At 42.6% G+C, this 6,793-nt stretch carries 3 protein-coding genes and 2 rRNA genes (1 of these 5 cut by a window edge); 1 reads left to right on the top strand and 4 read right to left on the bottom strand.

The features are described 5' to 3' along the window. Positions 1-269, bottom strand: a 23S ribosomal RNA gene (locus AUF14_RS15115) (it extends 2,643 nt beyond the left edge of the window). A 239-nt stretch (positions 270-508) separates the two neighbouring features. After that, positions 509-2,067: ribosomal RNA gene (locus AUF14_RS15110) — 16S ribosomal RNA — on the bottom strand. The 16S and 23S rRNA genes sit together here, the layout of an rRNA operon. Before the next feature lie 730 nt (positions 2,068-2,797). Between AUF14_RS15110 and AUF14_RS15105 the strand changes: the two genes are divergently transcribed. Next, positions 2,798-4,138, top strand: coding sequence for an ISL3 family transposase (locus AUF14_RS15105; RefSeq protein WP_102866109.1), 1,341 nt, complete (start codon positions 2,798-2,800; stop codon positions 4,136-4,138). A gap of 66 nt (positions 4,139-4,204) precedes the next feature. Here AUF14_RS15105 and lysS read toward each other — a convergent pair whose 3' ends face one another. Both lysS and dusB read right to left on the bottom strand, forming a co-directional pair. After that, positions 4,205-5,668 (bottom strand): lysine--tRNA ligase, encoded by a 1,464-nt coding sequence (lysS, locus tag AUF14_RS15100; protein WP_102866125.1) that lies wholly within the window; start codon positions 5,666-5,668, stop codon positions 4,205-4,207. Between the two features lie 120 nt (positions 5,669-5,788). After that, entirely contained in the window at positions 5,789-6,787 is a 999-nt protein-coding gene (gene dusB, locus AUF14_RS15095) for a tRNA dihydrouridine synthase DusB (protein ID WP_102866124.1), read from the bottom strand. Positions 6,788-6,793 lie beyond the last annotated feature (6 nt).

Raw genomic sequence — 6,793 nt, 5'->3', positions numbered from 1 at the left:
GCTTTTCCCGTTTCGCTCGCCGCTACTCAGGGAATCGATTTTTCTTTCTCTTCCTGCAGGTACTTAGATGTTTCAGTTCTCTGCGTCTACCTCTAATCAGCTATGTATTCACTGAAAAGTAACATCCTATAAAAGATGTTGGGTTTCCCCATTCGGAAATCTCCGGATCAAAGCTTACTTACAGCTCCCCGAAGCATATCGGTGTTAGTCCCGTCCTTCATCGGCTCCTAGTGCCAAGGCATCCACCGTGCGCCCTTATTCACTTAACCTTATCTTGACTTTCGTCAAGGGTCTTACTAATTCCCATGAGCGATCATGTTCTTTAGTAATAAATAAGCAATTGAACTTATTAAAAAACTCATTCAACGCGGTGTTCTCGGTTTGTTTAAAATTGTTTCTGTATCCAGTTTTCAATGAACGATTTGAGAGTAGACCTCTCAAAACTGAACGAATAAAACATTCCTGTGTAGTTTCCGTAACGTTCATCTTCGATGAACTATTTCCTTAGAAAGGAGGTGATCCAGCCGCACCTTCCGATACGGCTACCTTGTTACGACTTCACCCCAATCATCTATCCCACCTTAGGCGGCTGGCTCCAAAAGGTTACCTCACCGACTTCGGGTGTTACAAACTCTCGTGGTGTGACGGGCGGTGTGTACAAGGCCCGGGAACGTATTCACCGCGGCGTGCTGATCCGCGATTACTAGCGATTCCGGCTTCATGTAGGCGAGTTGCAGCCTACAATCCGAACTGAGAGAAGCTTTAAGAGATTAGCTTAGCCTCGCGACTTCGCGACTCGTTGTACTTCCCATTGTAGCACGTGTGTAGCCCAGGTCATAAGGGGCATGATGATTTGACGTCATCCCCACCTTCCTCCGGTTTGTCACCGGCAGTCTCGCTAGAGTGCCCAACTAAATGATGGCAACTAACAATAAGGGTTGCGCTCGTTGCGGGACTTAACCCAACATCTCACGACACGAGCTGACGACAACCATGCACCACCTGTCACTTTGCCCCCGAAGGGGAAGCTCTATCTCTAGAGTGGTCAAAGGATGTCAAGACCTGGTAAGGTTCTTCGCGTTGCTTCGAATTAAACCACATGCTCCACCGCTTGTGCGGGCCCCCGTCAATTCCTTTGAGTTTCAACCTTGCGGTCGTACTCCCCAGGCGGAGTGCTTAATGCGTTAGCTGCAGCACTGAAGGGCGGAAACCCTCCAACACTTAGCACTCATCGTTTACGGCGTGGACTACCAGGGTATCTAATCCTGTTTGCTCCCCACGCTTTCGAGCCTCAGCGTCAGTTACAGACCAGAGAGCCGCCTTCGCCACTGGTGTTCCTCCATATATCTACGCATTTCACCGCTACACATGGAATTCCACTCTCCTCTTCTGCACTCAAGTTTCCCAGTTTCCAATGACCCTCCCCGGTTGAGCCGGGGGCTTTCACATCAGACTTAAGAAACCGCCTGCGCTCGCTTTACGCCCAATAAATCCGGACAACGCTTGCCACCTACGTATTACCGCGGCTGCTGGCACGTAGTTAGCCGTGGCTTTCTGGTTAGATACCGTCAAGGGATGAACATTCTACTCTCATCCTTGTTCTTCTCTAACAACAGAGTTTTACGATCCGAAAACCTTCTTCACTCACGCGGCGTTGCTCGGTCAGACTTCCGTCCATTGCCGAAGATTCCCTACTGCTGCCTCCCGTAGGAGTTTGGGCCGTGTCTCAGTCCCAATGTGGCCGATCACCCTCTCAGGTCGGCTATGCATCGTTGCCTTGGTGAGCCGTTACCTCACCAACTAGCTAATGCACCGCGGGTCCATCCATCAGTGACGCAAAAGCGCCTTTCAAACCGAAACCATGCGGTTTCGATTGTTATACGGTATTAGCACCTGTTTCCAAGTGTTATCCCCTTCTGATGGGCAGGTTACCCACGTGTTACTCACCCGTTCGCCACTCCTTTTCTTTCGATGGAGCAAGCTCCGGTGAAAGAAAAAGCGTTCGACTTGCATGTATTAGGCACGCCGCCAGCGTTCGTCCTGAGCCAGGATCAAACTCTCATAAAAAGTGTTTGAAACAGTCTTGCGACTGTTAAGCTCAATTGTAATAATTGACTTGCTAGCATATTGCTTGCTATGTTGTTTGCTTCTATATAATAGAAGCGCCCTACACATTTGGTTTGTTTTATTCGTTCAGTTTTCAAAGGTCTACATTGTTCGTCGCTTTGTTTCAGCAACTTTTAAATCATAACAGATTGCCGTTTTGATGTCAATAACTTTTTTGAAGTTTTTTTCGAAGAAGTTGTTGCCATCGCTTTATGCGACTTTGATAGAATAACTGAAAGTCAGTCATCTGTCAATAACAATTTTCAAGTTTTTTTGAGCGGTATACGCTCGCTTTGGAACATAAAATAATATACCAACATAATCCTCTTCGGTCAATCAAAAATACTGATTTTTTTCAACTTTTTTTCATTCCTGACCATTGTTACTCATTGCTAGTGTAAATGTTCGCAAATAACATGAAAACTAATTGAAAATTCCCTTTTCACAAAAAGATAGGCCGCATTTTAGAATTGAAGAGTTACATCATTTTCTAATAATTCTTTTTAAGATTATAAAAAGACGCTCAGCATAACTGAACGTCTTTGAAAATTTATTTTTAGGCTCTATAATATCTAGTGTTGGTGACGCCTTCTGTTGCCAATACTTTTTCTTTTTTCTAATAAACGCAAACAGACACCTTGAAATCCTTTAGAATAAAGTCGACGAAAACCATTCAAAGGAGTGTTTCAAGATGTCCTATTCAGAGTTTACCAAAGAGTTACTAGATATTCTAGACCTAAATCTTACCTTCCATGAAGATGCCTTTCGCAAAGAGCGAATCAATGACGAAACATGTTTTGTTTTTGATGGCACATTGACCTATCAACCAGAGGAATGCTTTCATTGCCACTATGAAAATGAGCAAACGATCATTAAATGGGGCTGGAAAAAAGTATCCATCTTATTGAATGATGTCAGTAACTACAAGACCATTCTGCGGATTAACAAACAGCGCTTCAAATGTAAACACTGTGGAAAGACTTTTTTAGCAGAAGATTCCGTTAGTGATCGTCACTGCTCCATTGCTCGCAGAGTCAAACAAGCCATTCTTGAGCTATTAAGCGAACCTCTTTCTATGTCTTTGATCGCACGTATGAAGCACATTTCTCCGACCACTGTCATTCGAATACTTCGCAGCCTTCGGCCTAAAACCGTTTCTTTGAACCAGCCGTTACCAGAAGTGGTGTGTTTCGATGAATTCAAATCGGTGAAAAACGTCTCGGGAGCCATGAGCTTTGTCATGATGGACGGCAAGACCCATCAACTGATTGATATTGTGGAAAATCGGCAACTCAATCCTTTACGCGACTATTTCTTGCGCTACCCTAGAAAAGTCCGTGAACAAGTACGTCTAGTGGTTTCAGATTTCTATACACCCTATCGCACATTGGTGAAAGAGTGTTTTCCGAATGCCCGAATTGTCGCCGATCGCTTTCATATTAGCCAACACATCGGTCGGGCCTTTACCAACCACCGAATTCAAGTAATGAAGACCTTTAAAAAAGGGGATCGTCGGTCGAAGCACTTAAAGAAATACTGGAGACTACTTCAAAAGAATGCGTGGGAATTGAAGGGTCAGCATCGCTACTGGCGTCCGTCATTTCGAGATCATCTGACAGAAGCAGAGATAGTCGATCGGCTATTATCTTATGATGATTCCTTAAAGCGAGGCTACGAAGTCTACCAGGATTTTCTTTCCACTATCAGAAGACAAGATGTTCCTGAATTCGTCGCGCTCCTAAAAGAAGACTACAAGAAGTTGCCAGAGCACTACCAACCAGTGTTCACGACCTTCAAAAAATATCGAACAGAAATCAAACGAGCGTTGCGCGTTCCCTATTCCAACGGCCCTATAGAATGTTTGAATAACCATATCAAAGTACTAAAACGAATTGCCTATGGCTTTAGAAACTTTCAAAACTACCGAGAACGAATCTTTTTACATCGAGGAAAATATTTTAAGAAAACTAAGAACACTACCCAACTGACTAAAGCCAGAACAACAACACGGATAGACAAGATAGCTGTCTAGCCGTGTGAGTATCTCGATTATTCTATTGAATTTCTTCACCAACACTTATTGACGAAGAGCCTATTTTTAACGCATAGTCGGGAACAATAAAACATCACGAATTGACTGAACATCTGTCAACAACATGACCAGTCGATCAATCCCGATTCCCAACCCACCAGTAGGCGGCATACCATATTCTAACGCTTCTAAGAAATCTTCATCCACACCATGTGCTTCATCGTTTCCTTGCTCACGTTCTTTCTCTTGTGATTCAAAACGTTCTCGTTGATCAATTGGATCATTTAATTCGGTAAAGGCGTTAGCGAACTCACGCCCTACTATAAATAGTTCGAAACGATCAGTAAAACGTCCATCTTCCGTATTTTTCTTGGCAAGTGGAGATACTTCTACTGGATGACCATAAACAAAAGTTGGTTGTTGTAGTGTTTCTTCAACAAATGTTTCAAAAAACTCATTGATAATATGTCCAACTTCCATATTATCATTGATTTCAACATTGTGCTCTTTTGCTAATGAACGAGCTTCTTCAACTGTCATTTCAGGCCAGAAATCGACCCCAGTTTGTTCTTTGATAGCATCAACCATATGAATACGTTTAAAGTCAGAGCCTAGATCAATACTTTGCTCATCATAAGAAAGTGTTGTTGTCCCCAGAACATTTTTTGCAACATCACGGATAATTCCTTCTGTTAGATTCATCACGTCTAAATAATCATGATACGCAGTATAAACTTCCATCATCGTAAATTCTGGATTATGGGTAGTATCAATTCCTTCATTACGGAAGACACGGCCGATTTCATAGACTTTTTCCATTCCACCAACAATTAGACGTTTTAAATGCAACTCAAGGGCAATACGCAGGTATAAATCCATATCTAAAGCATTGTGATGTGTGATAAATGGACGAGCAGTCGCTCCGCCAGCTTCATTATGCAAAACTGGTGTTTCTACTTCAATATACCCTAAACCATCTAGATAACGACGGATTTGACTAATGATTTGACTGCGTTTAGTGAAACGATCAAAGCTTTCACGATTACTGATCAAGTCTAAGTAACGTTGACGATAACGTTGTTCAACGTTTGTTAACCCATGATATTTTTCTGGTAACGGACGCAATGCTTTTGATAGTAAAGTAATTTCTTTCGCTTTGATTGATACTTCTCCTGTATCAGTCTTCATGATTTCACCGGTTACACCAAAGAAATCACCTAAATCACCCTTTTTAAAGATCGCATAAGGCTCTTCTCCAACTTCGTCTTTACGAACATAAATTTGAATTTGACCTTCGCGGTCTTGCAAATGAGCAAATCCAACTTTACCTTTCCCCCGTTTGGTCATCATTCGACCAGCAACGCTTGCCGTTAATTGCTTTTCTAATAGCTCTTCTTTAGTATTTTCATCGTAAGTTTCATGCAACTCTTTTGAATTTGTCGTGCGTTCGAAGCGTGCGCCAAATGGGTCAATACCTTCTTCACGAAGATTTTCCATTTTTTCGCGGCGAACACGCATCTGATCGTTCATTTCTGTCAAATTTGTTTGTTCCTCAGTCACGAATGTTCCTCCTCAGTATGTAATTACTCTTACTTATAATGCCAATGAATAGGCAAAAAATCAAGCCGAATTCCTCATTCGGCTTGAAGTTTAGCTAATTTTTGCTTTTGTTTCAGTCTTTTCAACAAGTCGATCAAGTAAATCGAAGATGACTTGTTTGTCTTCTGTTTGATTAATCGCTACTTTTGTTTTGGTTGATCGTGAAATCCCTTTCAGATAGTAACTAGCATGTTGGCGAAATTCGCGACAAGCGATTTTTTCACCTTTTAAATTTATCAATCGTTCTAAATGAAGCTTGGCTGTTTCAATTTTTTCTCGAGCACTTGGTTCGGTGATCAATTCTCCCGTTTCTAAATAATGCTGCGTTTGATGAATCCTCCAGGGGTTTCCTAATGCCGCACGGCCAATCATCACTGCATCAACACCGACTTCCTCAATCATTCGTTTTGCATCCTCTGGGGTACGAACATCGCCATTTCCCATAAAGGGGATGGTTAGTTGATCAGCGACTTGCTTCAATACCTCCCAATCCGCTTGGCCTTCGTACATTTGAACCCGTGTTCTACCATGCATTGCAAGCGCTGACGCTCCGGCACTTTGTGCGGCCAATGCATTTTCAACGGCAAATATATGCTGTTTGTCCCAACCAATGCGCATTTTGACTGTTACAGGGATATCCACAGCGGAGGAAACAGCCTCTACCATTTCATAGACCTTATTAGGATCCAACAGCCATTTAGCTCCCGCTTCTGCTTTGATGACTTTATTCACTGGACAGCCCATATTAATATCGATGATGTCTGCTTCCGTATTCTCTTGGACAAATCGTGCAGCCTCTACTAGTGTCTCCTTACTGCCTCCGAAGATCTGTACACTTAGTGGATGCTCACCCTCATCAACATAAAGCATCTCTAAGGTTTTTTTATTTCTAAAATGAATTCCTTGATCACTGATCATTTCACAAACAACTAATCCAGCACCAAATTCCTTCACCGTTACCCGAAAAGCCGCATTTGTTATTCCAGCCATAGGAGCCACAACAACCCGATTTGGAATTTCCACATTGCCGATTTTCCATGTACCGTTCAATGGTTT

Source organism: Enterococcus avium (assembly GCF_002891025.1).
GTDB classification, from domain to species: Bacteria; Bacillota; Bacilli; order Lactobacillales; family Enterococcaceae; genus Enterococcus_A; species Enterococcus_A avium.
Note: the sequence above shows the minus strand (reverse complement) of the source record. Positions and strands in the feature narration are given on the sequence as shown.

Coding starts and splice junctions, on each gene's coding strand:
- AUF14_RS15105 (WP_102866109.1), top strand. CDS start 2,798: ATGTCCTATTCAGAGTTTACCAAAGAGTTACTAGATATTCTAGACCTA.
- lysS (WP_102866125.1), bottom strand. CDS start 5,668: ATGAACGATCAGATGCGTGTTCGCCGCGAAAAAATGGAAAATCTTCGT.